The organism is Paenibacillus sp. FSL R10-2199 (assembly GCF_038000235.1).
Taxonomy (GTDB): Bacteria; Bacillota; Bacilli; order Paenibacillales; family Paenibacillaceae; genus Paenibacillus_AQ; species Paenibacillus_AQ phytohabitans.
Window position 1 is genome coordinate 4,742,750 of sequence record NZ_JBBOBO010000001.1, and the last position, 21,541, is coordinate 4,764,290.

16 protein-coding genes are annotated in these 21,541 nt (G+C 53.6%); 15 read left to right on the plus strand and 1 reads right to left on the minus strand.

The window, feature by feature from the left end; translation table 11 throughout:
- The first annotated feature begins 95 nt into the window (after positions 1-95).
- From NYE33_RS20875 to NYE33_RS20885, 3 genes are all read left to right on the plus strand, one after another.
- Complete coding sequence (locus NYE33_RS20875; RefSeq protein ID WP_231575150.1) at positions 96-1,178, plus strand: HD-GYP domain-containing protein; 1,083 nt, start codon at positions 96-98, stop codon at positions 1,176-1,178.
- Positions 1,179-1,423: 245 nt separating this feature from the next.
- Positions 1,424-1,981: an outer spore coat protein CotE gene (locus NYE33_RS20880; RefSeq protein WP_039310097.1), complete on the plus strand. Its 558-nt coding sequence runs from the start codon at positions 1,424-1,426 to the stop codon at positions 1,979-1,981.
- A 214-nt stretch (positions 1,982-2,195) separates the two neighbouring features.
- Positions 2,196-3,806 (plus strand): putative amidoligase domain-containing protein, encoded by a 1,611-nt coding sequence (locus NYE33_RS20885; RefSeq protein WP_083705279.1) that lies wholly within the window; start codon positions 2,196-2,198, stop codon positions 3,804-3,806.
- Positions 3,807-4,182: 376 nt separating this feature from the next.
- Here the strand turns inward: NYE33_RS20885 and NYE33_RS20890 are convergent, their stop codons facing one another.
- A complete protein-coding gene (locus NYE33_RS20890) occupies positions 4,183-4,704 on the minus strand; it encodes a hypothetical protein (protein ID WP_042137916.1) in 522 nt (173 codons plus the stop codon).
- Positions 4,705-4,918: 214 nt separating this feature from the next.
- On the opposite strand from NYE33_RS20890, the gene mutS reads away from it, so the two are divergent.
- From mutS to NYE33_RS20950, 12 genes are all read left to right on the plus strand, one after another.
- Positions 4,919-7,660: a DNA mismatch repair protein MutS gene (mutS, locus tag NYE33_RS20895; RefSeq protein WP_042137914.1), complete on the plus strand. Its 2,742-nt coding sequence runs from the start codon at positions 4,919-4,921 to the stop codon at positions 7,658-7,660.
- A gap of 107 nt (positions 7,661-7,767) precedes the next feature.
- Positions 7,768-9,894, plus strand: a complete 2,127-nt coding sequence (gene mutL, locus NYE33_RS20900) for a DNA mismatch repair endonuclease MutL (RefSeq protein ID WP_341067361.1) — start codon at positions 7,768-7,770, stop codon at positions 9,892-9,894.
- A gap of 42 nt (positions 9,895-9,936) precedes the next feature.
- On the plus strand, positions 9,937-10,722 hold the full coding sequence (locus NYE33_RS20905; RefSeq protein WP_042137908.1) for a class I SAM-dependent methyltransferase: 786 nt from the start codon (positions 9,937-9,939) through the stop codon (positions 10,720-10,722).
- Positions 10,706-11,662 carry a tRNA (adenosine(37)-N6)-dimethylallyltransferase MiaA gene (gene miaA, locus NYE33_RS20910; protein ID WP_042137906.1) on the plus strand — a complete coding sequence of 319 codons (957 nt, stop codon included), beginning with the start codon at positions 10,706-10,708 and terminating at the stop codon, positions 11,660-11,662. The genes NYE33_RS20905 and miaA overlap by 17 nt, the downstream gene beginning before the upstream one ends.
- Before the next feature lie 586 nt (positions 11,663-12,248).
- The gene (hfq, locus tag NYE33_RS20915; protein WP_039299258.1) at positions 12,249-12,488 is read left to right on the plus strand and encodes an RNA chaperone Hfq; all 240 of its coding nucleotides are present in this window, start codon (positions 12,249-12,251) and stop codon (positions 12,486-12,488) included.
- Positions 12,489-12,627: 139 nt separating this feature from the next.
- A complete protein-coding gene (locus tag NYE33_RS20920) occupies positions 12,628-15,285 on the plus strand; it encodes a PBP1A family penicillin-binding protein (RefSeq protein ID WP_341067363.1) in 2,658 nt (885 codons plus the stop codon).
- A gap of 178 nt (positions 15,286-15,463) precedes the next feature.
- Positions 15,464-16,018 (plus strand): DUF402 domain-containing protein, encoded by a 555-nt coding sequence (locus NYE33_RS20925; RefSeq protein WP_039299253.1) that lies wholly within the window; start codon positions 15,464-15,466, stop codon positions 16,016-16,018.
- A gap of 2 nt (positions 16,019-16,020) precedes the next feature.
- Complete coding sequence (locus NYE33_RS20930) at positions 16,021-16,677, plus strand: YdcF family protein (RefSeq protein WP_042137901.1); 657 nt, start codon at positions 16,021-16,023, stop codon at positions 16,675-16,677.
- Positions 16,678-16,767: 90 nt separating this feature from the next.
- On the plus strand, positions 16,768-17,739 hold the full coding sequence (locus tag NYE33_RS20935; RefSeq protein ID WP_042137900.1) for an AAA family ATPase: 972 nt from the start codon (positions 16,768-16,770) through the stop codon (positions 17,737-17,739).
- A gap of 35 nt (positions 17,740-17,774) precedes the next feature.
- Positions 17,775-19,064, plus strand: coding sequence for a GTPase HflX (gene hflX / locus NYE33_RS20940; protein WP_341067365.1), 1,290 nt, complete (start codon positions 17,775-17,777; stop codon positions 19,062-19,064).
- A gap of 178 nt (positions 19,065-19,242) precedes the next feature.
- Positions 19,243-20,496 carry a methionine gamma-lyase family protein gene (locus NYE33_RS20945; protein WP_042137898.1) on the plus strand — a complete coding sequence of 418 codons (1,254 nt, stop codon included), beginning with the start codon at positions 19,243-19,245 and terminating at the stop codon, positions 20,494-20,496.
- Positions 20,497-20,845: 349 nt separating this feature from the next.
- Positions 20,846-21,382: an AAA family ATPase gene (locus NYE33_RS20950; protein ID WP_341067367.1), complete on the plus strand. Its 537-nt coding sequence runs from the start codon at positions 20,846-20,848 to the stop codon at positions 21,380-21,382.
- Positions 21,383-21,541: the final 159 nt, after the last annotated feature.

Consider the following 21,541-nt stretch of genomic DNA (forward strand, 5'->3'; position numbering starts at 1 on the left):
TAAGCACTTAAAGTGAGCTTATCTCTATAGTTATGTTCATTTTCTGTTCGGGACAGAGAAACACATTTCAGGATAAGATTGTAGATGAGGCCGCGATGCTTCCAATTACAGCAGCGGTTCACTCCGGTGGACGGCTGCACTGGCAGGTGAGGAACATGAACAACAGCAATGAACAATATATCGGCAAACAGCTTGCAGCCAACCTTTTTAATCATAGCGGTGTGTTTGTTCTGCCGGCGATGACCTTATTAAGCGGGGAACATATCCGGCTGATCTCCCAGCACAAGATCCTCCTGGAGCCGCATGATGTGCTTCAGCTGGACAATGCGGCATTCTATCAGCTGGCCGTGGATGACTGCACAGCAGCGATGGAGAGCATTTTTGACCAGCTCCGCTATACCAAGACCAAAAGGCTGCCGATGATAGAGCTCAGAAATGAAGTCATTCCTTTTATCCAGCAGGTAAGTGAGAAGAACGATTTCTACGGAATATTGGCTGCACTGCAGTCCAAGGATGATTATACATACAGGCATAATGTTGCGGTTGGTATTATCTCCACGCTGCTAGGCAAATGGCTGAAGCTGAAGCCGGACGAGCTAAGCATGCTGACCATCGCAGCGACTCTTCATGATATCGGCAAAATTATGATTCCGGCTGAAATTCTCGCCAAACCCGGTCCGCTGAGTGAGGAAGAATATGCGCTGATGAAGAAGCATACCACCTTTGGATATGAAATGATCCGGGATACCGTGGGCACCACTCACATGCAGGCGCTTGTTGCGCTGCAGCATCATGAACGGATGGACGGCAGCGGTTACCCCTTCGGGGTGCTGGGGCACCGGATTACCGATTTCAGCAAAATTGTCGCTGTGGCGGATATTTTTCATGCGATGACCTCAGACCGCTTCTACCGCACGGCCGCCCCTTTGTATGAGGTGCTCAGGCAGATGGACGATAATGTCTACGGCAAGCTGGACCCTTATATCTGCAGTGTGTTCATCAACAAGCTGATGCAATCGATGATCGGCAATGAGGTACTGCTCACAGACGGACGAATCGGCAAAATCATCATGATTCTTGCCCATGATCCGCTGCGTCCCCTGGTGAATATCGATGACGATTTCATTGATCTGAGCCGTCACAGGCAATTGGGGATTGTGCGTGTAATTCCGCAATAAGCACAGGGTGCAATATCGTAAAACGAAAAAAAGGTAGCGGTTCCCCATATTTTGGGGAAGGGCTGCCTTTTGTTTTTTTCGGAAGCGGGACTCATAACTGGCTAATTTCAGCAATAAAATGAAGCAGGAGGCTTAATTAGACTCTCATGAGGGCTTACCCAAATTTATTTCTACTCTAACAATCAACAAATGCCCAGAACGTGCATACACTTGATAGTGAATGATTGTATGGAGGAGGTTCAAAGATGTCATTAAGCCATAAACGTCAAACAAGGGAGATCATTACGAAGGCAATTTGCGGCAAAGGTCGTAAGTTCTCTACCGCAACCCATACCGTGACTCCGCCACATCATCCGACTAGTATTCTGGGGGCTTGGATTATCAACCACCAGTACGAAGCGGTTGCCGCCGGGAACGGAATCGAAGTAATCGGTACTTATGATGTGAACATCTGGTACTCGTACGACAAAAACAAGCAGACCGAGGTTGCCAAGGAAACGGTCTCCTATGTGGAGCTTATTCCATTGTCGTATCTGGACCCGAGACACCGTGCTTCCACGGCACAGGTCTCTGCGGAGGCAACGCAGGAACCCAATTGTGTGGAAGCCGGGGTATCGCCGGGCGGCGGCAGTGTGACGCTCCGGGTGGAACGGGAGTTCGAGGCGGAGCTGGTGGCTGAGACCAAGGTCCGCGTGTATGTCAGCGATCAGAGTGATGATCTGGAAGACAAGGATTATGATTTTGACGGCGAGAGTTTTGATTACGATGATCTGGACCCTGACGCCCTGGATGATGAGCTGTAAGGAAGGAATACGCCGCTGCCTTTCTGTTACTGTGTTGGGTTATGATCCATTATATGATGAGAGGGCAGCGGCGTAGAGGGCGAATGCCCTCTTTTTTTTAAAATATTTTGGGGTTAGGTTTCAGCACCAAAAGCTTCGTCTGCGTACTGCAGAAGGGCGGGCTATCCGGTTATGAAGGATGATGCAGCTGTAGGCGCGGCATGAAGAATTTCGGATGGGCGGTGGCATAAGGATGAACGAAGGGCTTAACTTATTCCTTCAGCTGGCACCGGAGCAGATTATGCGCAGACTCCGCCGCTGCGGGATTGAAGCGGACCCCGGGGCTATAGGCAGACCAGCACGGCGGAAGGATGCAAGAGAGAGTCATACATATTCCCATGGACAAGACCCCGCAAGTTACAGGCAGCACTACCGGGTGGTTATTTTCAATCTGGCTGTGCTGGAGTGCCAGCCTCTGGGTGCAGGGGCGGCTATGAATGCTGCTTTTTTGGGGCCGGTGATAGGAGAGGGCGGGTATGGCGGAGCGGGTGCTGGCGCGAGCGGGAACAGGGTTAATGGAGCAGGAGCGGGTGGCGGCAGGGATGGCGGGAATGGTACTGGTGTAGCAGGCGCTGCTGAGTATGGTGAGCGCGGTTATGGTGGAACGGGTGCCGGAAGTGATAGCGGGAACAGTTATGGCGGAGCGGAAATTGAAGGGCGTGACGAGAACAGCTATGAGGGAACGGGTGCCAGAGGTAATAGCGGGAACAGCTATGGCGGAGCGGGTGGCGTAAGTGAGATGCGCGGGGTGGCTGGAGCAGTCCGTGTAACGGCGGTCCGGGCGCTTTACAGCCTGGGGCTGGATAGCGGCGAGGTGGAGCTGCGGGCCATGGGCGGGCGGCGTTATGTGGTGACGGGCATTACTCCGTTGATGCCGGTTCCCGGCAAGCCGCTGCCTGAGCCGTACCGTGCAGCCTCGCGGGAGCTGGCCCGTTCCCTTGCCCTTGAGCAGCCAGGCCGTGCCGGGCTGCTTATGGGTATGGACCCGGAGTTCCTGCTGCTCCGGGAGTCCACGGGCCGCGTCGTGCCGGCGTCGCGGTACCTGCCCATGGACGGCGCCGCGGGCTGCGACGCCGGACCCCCGGGAACGCGCGGCGTGTTCCCGGTGGCGGAGCTGCGCCCTGCGCCGCGCGGGGAACCGCGCGCGCTGCTGGCGCAGCTGATGTCCGCCGCGCGCGAGGCGGACCGGCTCATCGCCGACCGCTCGCTCCGCTGGCGGGCGGGAGGCATGCCGCTGCGGGGCTGGGCCCTAGGCGGCCACCTGCACTTCAGCGGCGTGACGCTGTGCGCGCCGCTGCTGCGTGCGCTCGACAACTATCTCGCGCTGCCCATGCTGCTGCTCGAGGACGTCCGGGCTGCGGCCCGGCGTCCCCGCTATGGCGTGCTCGGCGATTTCCGGCGGCAGCCGCATGGCGGCTTCGAATACCGGACACTGCCGAGCTTCCTGGTGTCCCCGGTCATCGCCAAAGGCGCGGTCTGCCTGGCTCACCTGATCGTGAGCCATTATGAAGAGCTGCCGCTGCGTCCGCTCGACCGGGAGAAGCTGCATGCCGCCTTCTACAGCGGCGACAAGCAACCGCTCCGCGAAGCCTGGCCTCCCCTGGAGGCGCAGCTTCGCGCGCTGGGCGGCTACGCAGCCGCCGCCAGCTACATAGATCCTCTGCTGCGCTCTATAGCCGCGCAGCAGACCTGGGATGAGTCGCGTGATATCCGCGGCTTGTGGTGCGGCAGCGCCCCGTCAGTCTCCGGGGCGCGCCCGGCCGGGCCGGAAGATACTTTTCAATAGAAGCTGTCTGTATAACGGCGGCTGTCTGTTTTCTTTTAGCGAGAAGCGGTCTATTCAGTTACCGGACAATCGCTGCGGGTCCAGCAGAATACGTCACATCCACACCTGAATCGATGCTGGTAGCTTGGAGACTTATTTAGTTAGCACTGTCAGACTTAAAATGTTGTACATTATGCAACGTTGATTCCCAAATAGCTGTCTGTGCGGAAGATTGTTGTATGAAATACAGGAATTCATCCCTCTAGGCTGTAAGGAGAAGGCGAAATACTGCCTTTTCTACAACAATTTTGGATTGAGACCGCAATGATGAGCGAAATGTTGTATAATGTGCAGGATTTTGGGGATTCACTGGATCACGGCTTTATAAACTCCACTATCATTCCGCTTTATAGCGGCCTCTTAAACAGGAAGGACTACCCTTCTCAAAGAGTGGGCTCCGGTTTCCTATTTGTACAGCACGGACCAGGTGCCGATATCGGTGAACCCCAGCTTTTTGCAGATTCATCCGTCTTGCCCTCTTCCAGCACATCAGCACATCAGCGCATAAGCGGGCAACCACCTCTGTGGCTAAACCTTGGCAGTCCGGCACTTGGCCGAACTCCCGCAGTACGTGTGATGAACCCGAGAGCATTTCGGACTTCCCGCTCTTTCTCACCAGCTCCGCGAACCCTTCCACGTCAAAAGAACCTCCGCATACGGAAAAAAGCTTCCATAGAACGGCAGCATTACCGCTTTGATCCGTCCGGGCCGGTTCATCCATCTCCCCCCCACAGCTCCATGAAATCCCGTTCGAACCCGCAATTCTCCACATCCCGACAATAAACATATGAAGTATAGGGTCTTTGTGCAGCATTGTCATCAGCGGGAAGCGGTCAGCCTTATTGAGCTTACTTATCACGATTATTCCTCCTTACATAAGAGAGAGTGTACAGCCGATTGCATAGATCATAATATAGAATAAATGCTTTATTACCGGGATAAAAGCTGCTGCCAGCCGCCGGAAAATCTGCACACCAGGTTTTAGCAGGAGACCGGAAGAGGCAGCGGGTAACTTTGAGAGGGAAGTTTCTGCTATAATAGAGAACAGTATGAAGTAGGCATGGAGGTAGACGATGGCAAACTATACGCCGATGATTCAGCAGTATTTAAAAGTGAAGGAAGGGGCAAAAGACGCTTTCCTTTTCTTTCGTCTGGGCGATTTCTATGAAATGTTCTTTGAGGATGCCTTGCTTGCCTCGAAGGAGCTAGAGATTACACTAACAGGCCGTGATGGCGGGGTCGGCGAAAAGATTCCAATGTGCGGAGTGCCGCATCATGCTGCCGAGGGGTACATACAGCGCCTGATCGAGAAAGGCTACAAGGTCGCTATCTGCGAGCAGCTCGATGATCCTGCGGTGACCAAAGGGATGGTCCGCCGCGATATCGTCCGCGTAGTTACACCGGGCACCGTGATGGACGGCAAAATTATAACGGACAAAAGCAACAATTACCTCGTCTGTGTGACTGAGGAAGATGGAATGACGGCACTGGCTGCCTGCGATTTAACAACAGGTGAGCTGTATGTCACCTCTGTACTCTCCAGCACCGAATGGCTGCGGGATGAGATCGGCATCTATGAGCCGGCAGAGATTATCGGGGACGAGGCGCTCCTGGAGCAGCTGCGCAGTGAAGCCTCCCTGCTGGCTAAGCCAGTAGTTTATACACCGTGGGACAAGCAGGAGGAAGGACTGGCCCGCCGCCAGTTCGGCGAAGCGGCATGGGTACGGCTGGAGAAGGAACGCGGCCGCTGTCTGGCGCTGCTGATCTCTTATTTCAGCGAGACCCAGCGCCGGTCACTTGGGCAGCTAACCCAGATTTCCCCCTACGAGCCCGGAAATTATATGATTCTTGATCCGTTCACCCGGCGCAATCTGGAGCTGACCGAAACCGTAAGGGAGCGCTCCAAAAAAGGCTCGCTGCTCTGGCTACTCGACCGCACCGAAACCTCGATGGGCGGGCGTCTGCTGCGCCGCCGGATCGACAAGCCGCTTCTGCAGCGTGCGCCGATTGAACGCCGCCTCGAAGCTGTCGACTATTTGTATAACCAGTTTATCGTCCGTGAGGATTTGCGCGGCGCACTGAAAGAAATCTATGATCTGGAGCGGCTCGTCGGACGGATTGCCTTCGGCAGCGCCAACGGTCGGGATATGAACGCCCTGAAGCTGTCGCTGGCGCAGATTCCGGCGCTGAAGGAGATGTGCCTGACATCCGGTTCGGCCACCCTGCGGGAGATCGGCACGTCCATGGATGAGTGCGCAGAGCTCCGCGAGGATATCGAACGGGCCATTGTTGAGGATGCTCCGGTATCTGTCCGTGACGGCGGAATTATCCGCGGCGGATATCATGAGCGGCTGGACGAGCTGCGTGAAGCCAGCAGCAGCGGCAAACGCTGGATTGCCGAGCTGGAAGCGAAGGAACGCCAGGCGACGGGCATCAAATCCCTGAAGATCGGCTATAACAAAATCTTCGGCTATTATATTGAAATTACCCGCTCCAATCTGTCTGCACTTCCGGAAGGCAGATATGAACGGAAACAGACGCTGGCCAATGCCGAGCGTTATGTTACCCCGGAGCTGAAGGAGAAGGAAGCGCTGATCCTGGAGGCCCAGGACAAAATGACAGACCTGGAGTACAGCCTGTTTACCGAGCTGCGCGAGCGGATTAGCGCCCAGGTTCCCCGGCTGCAGGCGCTTGCTGAGAAGGTAGCCGAGATTGATGTGTATCAATGTCTCGCGGCGGTTAGTGCAGAGCACCGTTTCGTGAAGCCTAAGCTGTCCGACAGCTATGACCTGCGACTCGAAGGCGGGCGCCATCCGGTGGTTGAGGCAGTGCTGAAGGATTCCGCGTTTATTGCGAACGGCAGCACGCTCAGCAAGGATGAGGGCAATATCCTGCTGATTACCGGACCGAATATGGCAGGCAAAAGCACGTACATGCGCCAGGTTGCGCTAATCTGCATCATGGCCCAGATCGGCTGCTTCGTGCCGGCATCCAGTGCTGAGGTTCCGCTGATTGACCGCATCTTCACGCGGATCGGAGCAGCGGATGACCTGATCGGCGGCCAGAGTACCTTCATGGTGGAGATGGCCGATATCCAGGTCATGACCGAAAAGGCTACGGCCCGCAGCCTGATCATCATTGACGAGCTGGGCCGGGGGACCTCGACCAGTGAAGGTATGGCGATCGCCCAGGCGGTGATTGAATACGTGCATGATACTATCGCCTGCAAGGCGCTGGTATCGACGCATTTCCATGAGCTGGCTCATCTGGAGCAGAGTCTGAGCGGACTCCGCAACTATTCCATGGCGGTGCAGGAGAGCGGGGACAAGGTCAACTTCCTGCGCAAGCTTGTGCCGGGAGCGGCGGACAGCAGCTACGGGATTTACTGTGCGAGACTGGCCGGACTGCCGGAAGGTATCATCGACCGCGCGTACGGCCTGCTTCAGAGCATCGAACAGGCATCTCCACCGGGCAGCGTGCCGCTGAACTACGGTACGGACTATAATGACCGTTCCGGACCTGTGATTCAGGAGAACCGGGCTGTGGTTTCCATGGCTGCGGCTCAGCAGGAAGCAGCTGTTACACTTGCTTCCCCTGCGGAGGAAGAGGACAATGAGGTTGTACAGCTCTCTATATTTGGTGAGGACGAGCCCCGCAAGAACCGCAAAGGCGGGGTCGCAGCACCGGCAGCCAAAGAAAATCCGCTCCTGAAAGAGCTGATCTCAGCTGTACAGGGTGCGGATCTGATGAATATGACACCGCTGCAGGCGATGGGTCTGCTTAATGAACTGAAGATGAAGGCCAGGGAGCTATAAGCCTGAGAGTATATAAGCGAGTGGGCTAATTAAGATTTTACCGGGCTTATTCAGACATCAATATGAGTTTGCAGCTACATTATTTATAAATTGCGGGGTGAACGAATATGGCCAAGATTCATGTGCTGGACGAGCATATTGCCAACCAGATTGCTGCCGGAGAGGTAGTGGAGCGTCCTGCATCTGTAGTGAAAGAGCTTGTGGAGAACGCGATTGATGCGGGAAGCACACGTATCGAAGTCTCTGTGGAAGAGGGCGGACTGCAAAGCATCCGCGTCAAGGATAATGGCTCCGGCATAGAGCCGGAGGATTGCGAGACGGCCTTTTACCGCCATGCAACGAGCAAAATCGCCAACGGCCGTGATCTGTTCCTGATCACCAGCCTCGGGTTCCGGGGGGAGGCACTGCCGAGTATCGCGGCGGTATCGAAGCTAACCCTGCTGACTGCCAGCGGTGATGACGGGAAGGGACGGCTGCTGGAGATTGAGGGCGGGAAGCTGATCCTGAGTGAGGATGCGCCTTCCGGCCGGGGAAGTGATCTCACCGTACGGGAATTGTTCTATAATACCCCGGCACGGCTGAAGTATATGAAGAGCATCCAGACGGAGCTGGGCCATATTTCGGATGCGATGTACCGCATGGCGCTGGCACATCCGGATATCTCATTCACCTTGCAGCATAACAGCAATCAGCTGCTGCATACGCTGGGCAACGGCGATCTGCTGCAGGTTATTGCCGCCGTGTACGGCACCTCCGCCGCCAAGGCGATGCTGCCGGTCGCGGCTGAAGACCCGGATTATAAGATCTCCGGTTATATCAGCCGTCCGGAATGGACGCGTTCGAACCGTAATGCCGTAACGACGATTGTCGGCGGACGCTATATCCGCAGCAACGGACTGAATGCCGCGATCATGCGTGCGTATCATACGCTGCTGCCGATTAACCGTTATCCGCTGCTGGTGCTGCAGCTCGACATGCATCCGTCACTGGTCGATGTCAACGTGCATCCGGCTAAGCTGGAGGTCCGTTTCAGCAAGGAGACCGAGCTGTATGCATTCGTGGAGCAGCAGATCCGCAGCCTGCTCATGGGACAGAGCCTGATACCACGTCCAACCAAGGAAATTATCGGGGGCAAGAATAGCAGCTCCTTCATTCAGGAGCAGTTCGCCTTTTCCAAAGGGGCGGTTCCGGGAGCTCCGCAGCAAGGTGCTGAGCCATCTAACCCTGCAGATGCTTCCGCTGGCCGCGGTCCCGGCCAAGGGATGCCTGCTGATGCTCTGCAGGGAGGCAGCAGCCAGCCGCGTCCGGGAGGGAACAATGTTGCTCCGTTTCCCGGCGGCGCAGCCCCGCTAACCGGCAGCAGTGCTCCGCTGTTCGGCGGTGGGGCCGCTGCCGGGGCTCCGCAGCGTTATCCAAGCGGCGGCAATTCTCTGCCGCCGCAGTCTCAGACCAGGGAGACGGCTGCAGCTTACGGCGGCGGTACCATGCCGCCTGCACCTTACCGGAACGGGACCGCAGCACAGCCGTCATCCCGTCCGCGCGACAGCTACCGCCCGCAGGCAGCTGCGGCTGACCGGGGACAAATGCCAACCGCAGAGGAGTTATACGCCCCTGCGGTTGCTCCTGCCGGAAGCGAAGACACAGGACTCCCGCAATTTCCCGAGCTGAATTATATCGGCCAGCATCACGGAACGTATATTATCGCCCAGAATGACAGCGGTCTGTATCTGATTGACCAGCACGCTGCGCATGAACGGGTGAATTATGAATTCTACTATGAGAAATTCGGCAAGCCGGAAGACGCATCGCAGGAGCTGCTGCTGCCGATCACGCTGGAATTCACGCCTTCGGAGAGCAGACAGCTCAGCGAACGGCTGCACTGGTTCCAGCAGGCGGGAGTATTTCTTGAGCATTTCGGCGGACAGACTTTCCTGGTCCGTTCCTTGCCGTACTGGTTCCCGGAAGGTGACGAGAAGGCGGTCATCGAGGAGATGGCGGAGTGGGTGCTGAGCGAACGGTCCATTGACCTCGCCAAGCTGCGCGAGAAATCCTCTATTCTCTGCTCCTGCAAAGCCTCGATCAAGGCTAACCAGAAGCTCACAGAGCTGGAAGTGGAATCGCTGCTCTCCCGGCTAGCGGCCTGCCGCCAGCCTTATACCTGCCCGCATGGACGGCCGATAGTCGTCTCCTTTTCTTCCTATGATCTGGAGAAGCTGTTTAAGCGCGTGATGTAGTGGCAGTACTGTACATTTGAAGAGAGCAAGATCGGAGGCAACATGATTATAACCACGGGCTTTAACCCGATACCGGAAATTGTAGACCGGGCCAGGACTCTGGCTGAGCGCACCGGTTGTCTCTATGCGCCCCGTGCCAAGTTATCCATGGCGAAGCTTGTGGATCAATATGGGGACGAGCAGGTCCTGGTCGTTCTGCAGGAGGCGGTCCGGCTGATAACGCCGGAGATGCCGCCTATGGAGTTCCATCCCAGCATGGGGTTTGTCCGTGCGAAACGGATCATTAGAGGCGAATCAGACCCCCTGATTGATGCAGCGGGCATGCTGCCCGGCGACAGTGTGCTGGATTGTACGGCAGGTCTCGGGGGAGACTCGCTGCTGTTTGCCGTCACCGGAGGTGAGCATTCCCGGGTTACGGCGCTGGAGAGCTCCCTGCCGCTGTATGCGCTGCTGCTGGAAGGGATGAGCCAATATGTTTCAGGCCAGATTAAGGTGAATGAAGCCCTGCGACGCATCAATGTCCAGCGGGGTGATCATCTGGAGTATTTGAAGGCTCAGCCGGACAACAGTGTCGATATTGTTTATTTCGACCCCATGTTCCGGGTACCGCTGACGGATTCGGCGGCGATCTCCCCGCTGCGTAAGTTCGCTAATCCCGCCGCATTGTCGGCGGAGAGTGTGGCTGAGGCGGTCAGGGTTGCACGCAAGACCGTTGTGCTGAAAGAGAAGGCGCTGAGCGGGGAGTTTGCCCGCCTGGGCTTCACGGAGCTGCTGAGAGCAAGCGCCAAAACATCGTACGGGGTGATCACCATTGACAACAGAGACTAAACGCAAGGTACTCGTGCTGCTCGGTCCGACCGCCGTAGGGAAGACCAGGCTGAGTCTGGAGCTGGCCGGGGCTTTCGGTGCCGAGATTATATCCGGGGATTCCATGCAGGTCTACCGTGGTATGGATATCGGCACGGCGAAGATCACCGAAGCTGAGATGAAGGGGATTCCCCATCATCTGATTGATATTCATGATCCGCTTGATGCCTATTCCACCGCAGAATTTCAGGAGCAGGGTACCCGGCTCATCGAAGAGATCAGCAGCAGGGGCAGGCTGCCTTTTATTGTCGGCGGGACGGGACTGTATATTGAGTCCCTGTGCTACGGATTCCGCTTCTCCGAGGCGGTGGCGGATGAGGCCTTCCGCAGCGAGCAGGATGCTTACGCTGAAGAGCATGGGGCGGAAGCGCTGCATGCCCGGCTGGCGGCGGTAGATCCGGCCAGTGCGGAACGGCTGCATCCCAATGACCGGAGAAGAATTATCCGCGCGCTGGAAATCTATCATCAGACTAACATTCCGCTTTCCGATTCTCTTTCAGGGCAAAAGAAGGAGTCCCCTTATGAGTTGTGCCTCATAGGGCTGACTATGGACCGTAAAATACTATATAAACGTATTGAAGAACGGATTGATCAGATGCTGGCGGAAGGACTTGTGGCTGAAGTTCAGGGACTGCTTGAGCGCGGCTACAGCAGAAGCCTTGTATCTATGCAGGGACTGGGCTACAAAGAGATTGCCGCCTATCTGGAGGGAGAGACAACGCTTGAGGAAGCTGTGATCCTGCTGAAGCGCGATACCCGCCGTTTTGCCAAAAGACAGTTATCCTGGTTTCGCCACATGAAGGAAATTCAATGGATCGACGTGGAGGAGAGTCCGGACTATAATGAGATTTTCGCAATAATTCAGCATAAAATTGCGCAAACCTTTGCAAATTCAATATAACTCTTGAGGTTATACCCATTAAATCCATTGGTTGCTGCACGAACATTGTAGGATGCTTCCAAAGCGTATTCGCGCTTTACCGAAGCATCTTTTTACATCCCGCTTCATGCCTCTTTTTGCCGAATGTACTGATAACCGGGGGGACCAAATGTTAAAAGCTCGATCAGAGCAGCTGCCCAGAGTGACTATGCGGAAGCTTCCCGCGTCACTGCTGATTCAGAGGATATTGTTGTGCCGGATAAACCTGTTGAAGCGGGGCCGCAGCAGATACTGGAGCTATTGAGATTGACCGGAAGGGCTCCGAAGATTTAATATGTAGTGGAGGGAACCATAAATATAACCATTTCAACTAAAGGGGATTGGGAGAAAAAACAACTGAAAAATCAGGGTTTATCTTTTATTAACTTTCAAAGGGTTTTATAAATGAGCTGATTTCATCCATGTGTTAACGTTTTACATACCATATCTCAGCCTGTTTTATTACATTGCTGTGCTTGCAGAATACATGGTATAATAGCAGGAAAGTTTCTCTAAGGTGTTGAATATACTTACGAACAATCTAATTGAACCATTGGGGGTACGTCATATGAACAAGTCCATTAACATCCAAGATACGTTCTTGAACCAGCTGCGCAAAGAGAATATCCCTGCTACAGTATATTTGACTAACGGTTTCCAAATCCGGGGAATTATCAAAGCCTTCGACAACTTTACGATTGTCATCGACAGCGACGGGCGCCAGCAGATGGTGTACAAGCATGCGATTTCCACGTTTACACCACAGCGCAGCGTATCGCTGATGCAGGACAATAATAACGAGATTTAAGATTTTACAGCCTTGAAGCGAAACCTTTTTGTTTATCAATCGTTTGAATAGAGAGTGCGAGAGAGCAACCTGTGAAGGTTGTTCTTTTCATTCGTGACCATAATTCATGATTTTTCCGCTAAGGGAGTCAGGAGGCAACATGTCCAGAGACCAACTAACCAGGAATGGCGGCAATAGAAACAGAGGTAGCAGTACGCCGAATTCCAAAGGGAAACCAAAGAAAAAGAAGAAATTTCTAACCAAGAAACGTGTATTGTGGAGTTTGTTTTTTGCAACGGCACTGGCGATTTTTTGTGCGCTGGGCGGCTATTTGTTCATTATGCTGAACGGGCAGAAGCTGCTGGAGGAGAACCAGGGTAAATTGACGGTGAATCCCCCTACGCAGATTTTTGACCGGAATGCGAATCTGATCGGAGAGCTCGCTCTGGAGAAAAGTGATCCGGTGGAATACGAGGATCTTCCCAAGATGCTGATCACCGCTTTTGTAGCTACCGAGGATAAAAGGTTCTTCGATCACAAAGGTGTAGATATCTGGTCCATCGGACGGGCGGCGGTGAAGGATATTGCGGCACGCAGCATGGTTGAAGGCGGAAGCACCATCACCCAGCAGCTTGCGAAGAATATCTTCCTGACCCGGGATAAGACCTTCTTCCGCAAAGCGACAGAGGTTTCGATTGCTGTTGCGCTGGAGAATAAGCATACCAAAGAAGAAATTATCACAATGTATTTGAACCGGATACCTTTTGGGGGAACCATTTACGGTATCAAGGCCGCCTCTATCCGTTATTTCGGTGAGAGTAATTTGAACAAGCTGGAGCTGTGGCAAATCGCTACTCTGGCTGCCATGCCGAAGGGGCCTTCCCGCTATAATCCGCTGCGTAATCCAGAGCTGTCCAAGGAACGCCGCTCGGTTGTGCTGCAGCTTATGTATGATCAGAAAGAGATCACGAAGGAACAGATGGATGAGGCAAAGGCTGTTGACTATAATTATACGCCACCTGAGAGTAGCAAGCAGCGTTACCAGGCTTTCATTGATTATGCTATTGACGAGGCTGAGGATAAATTCGGGCTTACCGAAGATGATCTGAATATCGGCGGTTACAAAATCTATACAACGATGGATAAGCATGCCCAGGAGACCATTGAGGATGCTTTTGCCGACAGTGATAATTTCGAGAAAAGCGTGGACGATGAGCTGGTGCAGGGTTCGATGACGATCATCAACCAGGAGAACGGCAGTATTGTGGCGCTGATGGGCGGTCGCAATTATGAGAAAAAAGGCTACAGCCGCGTTGACGGCAGCCGGCGTTCTCCGGGTTCAGCGTTCAAACCGCTGGTTGCGTACGCACCAGCACTGGAATCCGGCAAATTCACGAATGATTCGAGACTGAGCAATGAGAAGCAGTGCTTCGGCAAATATTGCCCGAACAATCTGCATGGCTATTCGACAACGATCAGCATGGCGGATGCCTTGACGAAATCAGAGAATATTCCGGCGGTATGGCTGCTGAATGAGATCGGTGTGAACACCGGCTTCCAGTTCGCCAAGAAGCTTGGCATCAATCTGAAGGATGAAGACAAGAACCTGTCGCTTGCCCTCGGCGGGATGAGTGAAGGGACCAATACACTGGAGATGGCCCAGGCCTACAGCGCATTTGCCAATGGCGGAGAGCTGCGGGATGCCTACTCCATTAAGTCGATTGCCGACAGCGATGACAAGACGGTCTACAAGGCCAATACCACCGCTGAACGGGTGATGAGTGAGGACACGGCTTATCAGATGACTGAGATGATGCAGAAGGTCGTACAGGATGGCACGGGTAAAAAAGCGAGAATTAACCGTCCGGTAGCCGGTAAGACAGGAACCACCCAGAGCGGCTACGAAGGAATCAGCTCTAACCGCGATGTCTGGTTCGTCGGCTATACACCGGAATGGACAGCAGCCGTCTGGATGGGCTATGACAAGCCGAGCAAGAAACATCTGCTCAAGAACAGCAGTCCGCTCGCGGCAGCATTCTGGGGCAAGGTCATGGAGGAAGCGCTGGAAGGCGTTCCTGCCAAATCGTTCCCGGTTCCCAAAGGCTCGGCAGAGGTTGAAGCTACACCGACACCTGAGGCGACTCCGGTTGTAACCGGTCTGCAGGCGGCTTATGATGCCTCGACCATGACGGTCAACCTGAGCTGGAATCCGGTTGAAGCTGCAGGTGTGGACTACCGCATATACCGCCGGGAAACCTCAGAAGCAGATTTTACTCAGCTCCTTAACACGAGCACTGCTAGTGTCGGTGATATAAGTGCGATGCCGGGACTGTCTTATGAATATTATGTAAGAGCTTATTATCCGGAGCTTGATGTGGAAAGTGAGCCTTCGGATATCGTAACGGTGTCCGTGCAGGATGAACTGCAAACGCCGGAACCTGAACCAACACTCGATCCGAACCTGCCTACGGATGACACTGGCAACGGCGGCAACCCCGGAAACGGCGGTATTCCGGGTGATGACGGCTCCGGCAACAACGGAAATGGTAACGGAAATGGTAATGGTAACGGAAACGGAAATGGTAACGGTAACGGCAACGGCAACGGCAATGGCAATGGCAATGGAGGCAGCGGCAATAACGGCGGAACAGTAACACCTCCGCCTGAAATAACACCGCCTCCAGTGCAAAGCACACCGCTGCCTACGCCGGCTCCGGAAGCAACCGCGACTACTGGCGAACCTGTAACGGATCCCGCTACAGATCCGGGCAGCGATCCGAATGCCGGTTTTGTAGAAGGTGTTAATACTACGCAGTAGATAGCAGTAGTTTAATAAAATTCATGGAACCATTTGACCCCGGCAGCCCGGGGAGCTCTGCATGTTGCAGAATTCCCGGCTGCCGGGGTTTTCTGGTGACTGGGATCACAGTGATATTTTGAGTGTCTAAGCGAAATGTGTTAAGCTGAAGGCACCATTATCTGAGAGGGTTATTCATATGAAACGTAAATTCGGAGACCGGGCCAACTGGCGCCGGATTACGCGCCGCCATTTTGCCTGCCGCTATGTGGAAACCCGGGAATTCAGCGGTTACATTACACTGTATACCATTTACGGGTTGAAGGAGCCGCTGTGGAAGAGCTATGGCAGGCATACATACCGCATTGCGGACAAAGGGTATTCATGGCTGCAGTATTTTCCCAAAGACAGCCACTATATTGTGACGGCCATGTTTGACGAACGGCAGAATATTGTACAATGGTATATCGACACCTGCAAGGTTCAGGGAGTAACAGACCAAGGGGTTCCCTGGTTTGATGATTTGTACCTGGATGTTGTGGTGCTGTGGAACGGTGAAGTGTTCTTGCTGGATGAGGATGAGCTGGAGGAAGCGCTGGAACGGGATGATATTACAGACAGTGACTATAATTTAGCCTGGTCTACAGCGAATACGATACTGCGCAGTATCGATGCTCATGCCTTCCCTTATTTCTCCCTTTCACTGAAGCACCGTGCCGAATTGTTTCATCACGGAGAGTTCAGGAGGAAATAATAATGGAATGGTATGTCTATCAAAGAGGATCATCTCCCATTCGCAGAGTCACCCGGAAGCGCCACTACCGTATGAAGCGCATATTGTGGGCTGCACTGATACTGATTATCGTTGCCGGACTGATCTGGTGCGCTGTGGCATTTAACAGAATTAACAGTGCAGAAACAACCGCGCCTATGGTGAAAGCGGATGCAGGTGTAATTCTGGGCATGTCGATGTGGGGGGATGAACCCAGTCCGGGTCTGAGGGAGCGGCTGGATTATGCGCTTGAGCTCTATCGTTCAGGAGTATTCACCCATTTTGTGGTTTCCGGAGGTCTGGATCACCCCGATTACAAGTATACTGAAGCCGAAGGAATGAAGAGGTATCTGGCGGCACATGGTGTTCCGGAGGATGTGATCTATCTGGAGAATCAGTCTACCAGCACCTATGAGAATCTTCTGTTCAGTAAGGCTGTCATGCAGCAGGAGGGCTTGTCTTCTGCGGTTATCATTACGCATGATTTCCATGGCCGCCGTGCGCTGGAGATTGCACGTGAGCTTAAGTTCACGAACCCGGAGCTTGGGGTTACGGAGTCTGAGGTCATGTCGATGTTCAAGTACAAGACACGCGAAATTCTGGCCTATACCAAATGGAAAATGCAGCAGTTATCTTTATAAATCTGCTAATTTCGGAAACTGCTAATAACACCCCCTGTACCGGAATAGACTGTTTAGAGCAAGTCAGCCCTGTATAATGAGGTGAACAAGGTGAACGGACATGTAGCGGCGGCAAGTGGACGGGATGAAGGAAGACCGTCACGGCAGATCAATATTGTGCTGAGGAATCAGGATCCGGCGCCGGTGGCCAGCTCACCCGCAGACAGTGCCAGCGGACCGGCCCCCTCCAAAAATCACAGTCACAGCGGACTGTTCCAGGAACTCAGCCGGGAACTGGACGCGTTAGTAGGTCTGGATAATATCAAAGAGCTAGTTTTTGAGATATATGCCCTGCTGCAGGTAGCGCAGATGCGCAGTGAAGCCGGCCTCGCCAGCGGGGGCCAGGCCTATCATATGGTCTTCAAGGGAAATCCCGGCACAGGCAAAACAACCGTAGCACGTATTGTTGCGAAGCTGTTCCAGCGGATGGGTGTGCTCAGCAAAGGCCATCTCATTGAAGTGGAACGGGCCGATCTGGTGGGCGAATACATCGGGCATACTGCACAGAAGACGCGGGATCTGGTGAAAAAGGCGTTGGGCGGCATTCTTTTTATCGATGAGGCCTATAGTCTGGCCCGTGGGGGAGATAAGGATTTCGGCAAGGAGGCCATCGACACACTGGTGAAATCCATGGAGGATCACCGGAGCCAATTTGTGCTGATTCTGGCCGGTTATTCCGGAGAAATCGACTATTTTCTGATGAGCAACCCCGGTCTGCCCTCACGGTTTCCGATTCAGGTGGAATTTCCTGACTATACGATTGACCAGCTGCTGCAGATTGCCGAGCTAATGGCCAAAGAACGCGATTATATTCTGATGCCGCAGGCCATACTCAAACTTAAGCAGGCTTTACTGCTTGAAAAAACAGAAAGTCTGCATGCCTTCAGCAACGCAAGGTACGTGCGCAACAGTATTGAGAAGGCGGTGCGCTCGCAGGCGGTACGGCTGCTGAATCAGTATGAAAGCACAAGTCCCGGCAAGCAGGAGCTGATGACCCTGCGGACGGAGGATTTCAAATTGTAAGATATGAATGCATACAGATAAGGAGCACTTAATTAATGGCAATCACCACACATGATACCCAAACAAATGTTCAGGACCGGGCAATACTCGTCAGTCTTGTCACGGACAAAATCAAACGCACGGGCATTGATCCCGAGCTTTCACTCCAGGAGCTGGTCCAGCTGGCTGAAACGGCCGGAGTGGAGGTGCTCGATGTCATCCGGCAGAACAAGGAAACCCCGGATTCCAAATGGTTCATCGGTAAGGGAAAGGTAGAAGAGCTGCGGATGGCCGCTGACGGACTGGGTGCCAATACGGTGATCTTCGACCAGGAGCTGTCCGGAGCACAGGTACGGAATCTGGAGGAGTCTCTGGATCTGAAGATTATTGACCGGACCCAGCTGATCCTTGATATTTTTGCCGGCCGGGCAAAAACCCGGGAAGGCATCATTCAGGTAGAGCTGGCGCAGCTCTCCTATCTGCTTCCGCGTCTGTCCGGACACGGCAAGAATCTGTCGCGGCTCGGCGGCGGGATTGGTACGAGAGGTCCAGGGGAGAGCAAGCTGGAGACTGACCGCCGTCATATCCGCGACCGGATTACCGAGCTGAAACGCCAGCTTGATGAGGTCGTCAAGACGCGTGAGCTGCACCGTGAACGCCGCCGTAAGAGCGGCGCTGTACAGGTGGCACTTGTTGGCTATACCAACGCCGGCAAATCCACGCTGCTGAAGCAGCTTACAGATGCGGATGTCTATATTGAGAACCAGCTGTTTGCGACCCTCGACCCGACTTCACGCGTGCTCCAGCTACCTGGGGGTAAAGAAGTTGTCCTTACAGATACTGTAGGGTTCATTCAGAACCTGCCGCATGATCTGGTAGCCTCCTTCCGGGCTACACTGGAGGAAGTGAATGAAGCGAATCTGGTGCTGCATGTCGTTGATTCCTCTTCGCCGATGCGTGAAGAGCAGATGGATGTTGTCCAGTCTATTCTGCAGGATCTGGGAGCCGCAGGAAAGCCTCAGATCGTCTTGTTCAACAAAACCGATCTGTGCCAGCCGGAGCAGCTGGAAATGCTTCCTACAGGTCCGGGCTTCCTGAAGATCAGTGCTTTTAATCAGGATGACCTGACCAGGATTACGGGGATTATCAGCGATGAACTGGCCGGGGACACCCTTATCTTCCGGATTCCCGGGGACCGGGGAGACCTGTCATCACTGCTCTACCGGGTTGGAGAAGTACTTGAGCAGAATTATGACGGGAATGACGTACTCTATAATGTTCGTCTGAATAAAGAGGACTACGATAAATGGAGCTACAAGCTTGCTGAGTTTATCGAACCGCAATAAGTGCAAGATAGGTACAGGCATTACAAGTCCCCGCACAGCCTCAGTTCTGCTTCGTATCATTCGGGGCAGGCGCTGCTGTGCGGGGTTTCTCGCTGAAACGCACACCGTTCCTCTTGGAATCGCGTAGATGTGTTCAGCTTTGACAAGTAAAAGTAGGGTAAGGAGAGATTGAGGGGAAATGGCAGTATTTGCAGAGGATCTATTACAGGCAGCGGAAGCTGCAGAGCTTGAAATTGAAGTTGCCGTTAAGCGGCTGGATAAAATTGTAGATCATAATCAGTGGAAGGTCATTGAAGCCTTTCAGCGCCAGCATGTCAGTGATTTTCATTTTGCCGGGTCTACGGGATATGCCTACAATGACCGGGGGCGTGAGGTACTGGATCTGGTCTATGCTGAAGTATTCGGCGCCGAGGCGGCGCTCGTACGCCCGCATTTCGCTTCTGGCACTCATACGATATCTACGGCGCTCTTTGGTGTGCTTCGTCCCGGAGACGAGCTTCTATACATTACAGGACGCCCCTACGATACACTGCATAAGGTAGTTGGCAAGGCCGGCGACGGGACAGGCTCTCTGGCGGACTTTGGCATCGGCTACCGCGAGACTGCACTGACGGCTGACGGTAAAATTGACTGGGACGAGGTTGCAATAGCGGTAAACGATAAAACTAAGGTCATAGGAATCCAGCGTTCCCGCGGTTATGATTGGCGTTCTTCCTTCACTGTTGCTGAGATTGGTGAGATGGTAGCGAAGGTAAAAGCGCTAAAGCCTGATGTAATTGTATTCGTAGACAACTGCTACGGAGAGTTCACCGAGACTCTGGAGCCCCCTCAGGTTGGCGCTGACCTCGTTGCCGGTTCATTGATTAAGAATCCTGGCGGCGGAATTGCCGAGACAGGCGGGTATATCTGCGGCCGGGCAGATCTGGTGGAATTGGCCGCATACCGCTTGACTGCTCCCGGGATAGGCGGAGAAGTCGGTGCCATGCTGGGGACGACGCGCGGACTGTATCAGGGGCTCTTCATGGCTCCGCATACCGTAGGGCAGGCTGTGAAGGGCAGTATTTTCGCTTCCGCTGTATTCCAGCGCTGCGGGTTTACGACCAAGCCTGCCTGGGATGAGCCGCGGACGGATCTGATCCAGGCAGTAGCTTTTGACGGACCTGAGCATCTGATTGCTTTCGTGCAGGGAATTCAGCGTGCAGCGGCAGTAGACAGCCACGTTGTTCCCGAGCCATGGGATATGCCTGGTTATGAGCATCCGGTCATTATGGCGGCAGGGACGTTCATTCAGGGCGGCAGTCTGGAGTTATCTGCGGATGCGCCGATCCGGGCACCGTATATCGGGTATATGCAGGGCGGATTAACTTATTCCCATGTAAAGTACGGGGTACTAATGGCCCTGCAAAGCATGAGAGAGCGCAATTTACTTTAATTAATTGTGAACTTACATTGACCGGACACTCAGCAGATGGCTGTCCGGTTATTTGCATTGGTGGATTGAATTAGAATTTCTCAAATTTGTCTACTTTCATAGAAGCCACTTCGCCGCATCTTTTGCAAATTGTCAATGTAAGCTTCGAACCAAAAGAAAAGTAGTTATTTACAGGCCTTACATTAGCGTAGCCCTACAGTTTTCCTTCAGCAAAAGTGTTATTTCCGCAAGCTTTACAAATGAGATTATTCTGGTTCATAGAAGTCACCCCGTAGTAGTTTTATACTATATCTACGTAGTTTAAGGAGAAGCGTTCCCCTATGCTCAAAGTGAAGAGGAGATGAAGTCTATGCTGAATGAAGCGGCAGCGATAGAATATTTAACGCAACAAAACAATGTGAGCGAAGCTCCCGTTATAGTGATGATGTGCGGTGTGGCTGGCTCGGGGAAAACAACCTTTGCGCTGAAGCTGGAGAAAGCGGGATTCGTCCGGCTCTCGATCGATGAGGATATTTGGAGTACACATGGCCGTTTTGGTGTAGATTATCCGGAGCAGGCTTATGAATCCTTTAAGGAACAATCGGAAATCAGGCTGCGGGGGGAACTGGTGAAGCTGATTCAGGCGAAGCGTCATGTCGTTATCGATTTCAGCTTTTGGCAGCGGCAGAAGCGGAATGAATATAAACAACTGATTGAGCGTTATGGAGGCGTATGGGCACTGATCCATTTAAAAGTCCATCCGGACGAATTGCGCCGGAGGCTTCAGATCCGGAGCGGGCGTTTTGATGCTAATGCCGCTTTTCCAATCACGGAAGAGATCCTGACCCGTTTTTTGAGCGGATTTGAGACCCCGGCAGGAGAAGGGGAGCTGGTGATTGAAGGTTAGCCAGTCACATTTTCTTTTGAATAAGGAGTTTCTGAAAAGTTGGAGTCGTGCATGATGCGCGTTTGAGCGAAACTGTTTTCCAGTACGGAACTTTTGCTTGAGGATTGATCTATGTGATATACTGCGGGAAGCCAGGTCCCATGTAGCTGACACTTTGTT

Bases quoted from the DNA above. Each gene is read 5' to 3' on its own strand.
- hfq (WP_039299258.1), top strand. From the start codon at position 12,249: ATGAACAAGTCCATTAACATCCAAGATACGTTCTTGAACCAGCTGCGC.
- NYE33_RS20885 (WP_083705279.1), top strand. From the start codon at position 2,196: ATGGGCGGTGGCATAAGGATGAACGAAGGGCTTAACTTATTCCTTCAG.
- NYE33_RS20945 (WP_042137898.1), top strand. From the start codon at position 19,243: ATGGCAGTATTTGCAGAGGATCTATTACAGGCAGCGGAAGCTGCAGAG.
- NYE33_RS20930 (WP_042137901.1), top strand. From the start codon at position 16,021: ATGGAATGGTATGTCTATCAAAGAGGATCATCTCCCATTCGCAGAGTC.
- NYE33_RS20950 (WP_341067367.1), top strand. From the start codon at position 20,846: ATGCTGAATGAAGCGGCAGCGATAGAATATTTAACGCAACAAAACAAT.
- NYE33_RS20925 (WP_039299253.1), top strand. From the start codon at position 15,464: ATGAAACGTAAATTCGGAGACCGGGCCAACTGGCGCCGGATTACGCGC.
- mutL (WP_341067361.1), top strand. From the start codon at position 7,768: ATGGCCAAGATTCATGTGCTGGACGAGCATATTGCCAACCAGATTGCT.
- NYE33_RS20905 (WP_042137908.1), top strand. From the start codon at position 9,937: ATGATTATAACCACGGGCTTTAACCCGATACCGGAAATTGTAGACCGG.
- hflX (WP_341067365.1), top strand. From the start codon at position 17,775: ATGGCAATCACCACACATGATACCCAAACAAATGTTCAGGACCGGGCA.
- NYE33_RS20920 (WP_341067363.1), top strand. From the start codon at position 12,628: ATGTCCAGAGACCAACTAACCAGGAATGGCGGCAATAGAAACAGAGGT.
- NYE33_RS20875 (WP_231575150.1), top strand. From the start codon at position 96: ATGCTTCCAATTACAGCAGCGGTTCACTCCGGTGGACGGCTGCACTGG.
- NYE33_RS20880 (WP_039310097.1), top strand. From the start codon at position 1,424: ATGTCATTAAGCCATAAACGTCAAACAAGGGAGATCATTACGAAGGCA.
- mutS (WP_042137914.1), top strand. From the start codon at position 4,919: ATGGCAAACTATACGCCGATGATTCAGCAGTATTTAAAAGTGAAGGAA.